The 1,069-nt window shown below is 64.0% G+C and carries 2 protein-coding genes; both read right to left on the minus strand.

Annotated elements, in window-relative coordinates:
• On the minus strand, nucleotides 1-429 hold a 429-nt coding region (locus AC1DU6_RS32410), incomplete at its 3' end, for an SPFH domain-containing protein (protein WP_477862338.1).
• 30 nt (nucleotides 430-459) lie between these two features.
• Entirely contained in the window at nucleotides 460-888 is a 429-nt protein-coding gene (locus AC1DU6_RS32415; RefSeq protein ID WP_477862340.1) for an NfeD family protein, read from the minus strand.
• Nucleotides 889-1,069 lie beyond the last annotated feature (181 nt).

Below are 1,069 nucleotides of genomic sequence, written 5' to 3' on the forward strand. Positions count from 1 at the left end.
GGCCTCGACGACGGACGTGTTGATGACGGCGCGCTCCTCGAAGGTGCGGTYCAGCTCCATGCGGCCGATGACTGAGCGCAGCGTCGTTTGCGCCAATTGCGTGATGGCGACAACATAGTTGCTCGCGCCGTAGCTCGCCCGCATGGGGTCGGTGACCTGGAAGTAGAGGATGCCGTCAACCGTCAACTGGGTGTTGTCCTTGGTGATGCAGACCTGGCTGGGCACATCGAGCGCGATCTCCTTCAGTGAGTGCTTGTAGGCCAGCCGGTCGACGAAGGGCACGAGGAAGTTGAGCCCCGGTGTGAGCGTCCCGTGGTATTTGCCCAGGCGCTCCACCACCCAGGCGTTCTGCTGCGGGACGACCTTGATGGAGCGCGCCACGAAGATGGCCGCGATGACGAGGATGACGAGTGCGATTTGGAACCCCATGAGGCCTCCCGGTGTTGTTGGTTTGCAGGCTCAGCGATCGAGGAGCAGACAACTGCCTTCGACCGCGCGAATCACATGCCGGCCACTTTGGGCCGGCGGACTGCCGATGAAGCGTGCCTGCCAGGCAGCGCCGCGGTATTGCACCTTGGCCCGGCCGTCGGTTGACCAGGTCTCGACCTGGACGGATTGACCGATGTCGAGGYTGACATCTGGGTTKCTTGCAGCGGGAGCGGCTGCGGGCATGCGGCTGCGCCGCAGGTGCCAGCCCACGACCGCTGCGCCGCCCGTGACGGCGGCGGTCAGCACTTGTGCGGTCAAGCTCGCGCCGAGATGAGCCGCCAGCGCACCGGCGATGGCGCCCACGGCCAGCATCAGCAGATAGAAGGTGCCGCTGGCCAATTCGGCCGCGACGAGCGCTCCTGCAGCGATCCACCAGACGGTGGCCCAGTTCCATTCCATCTTGTCTCCCCAGGTAAGTGTTGTCGGGTCAGTTTATAGACTGCGCTGACGCGAGTGGGACATGCTGCGGCCCTACACTTCGCCGCTTCGTTTTTTGATGCCCGCCCGCTGGAGGCCGCCGATGATCCGTTTTCACTTTCCCATCGTCATCATCGATGAGGATTACCGCTCCGAGAACACC

Source organism: Roseateles sp. P5_B10 (genome assembly GCF_056400485.1).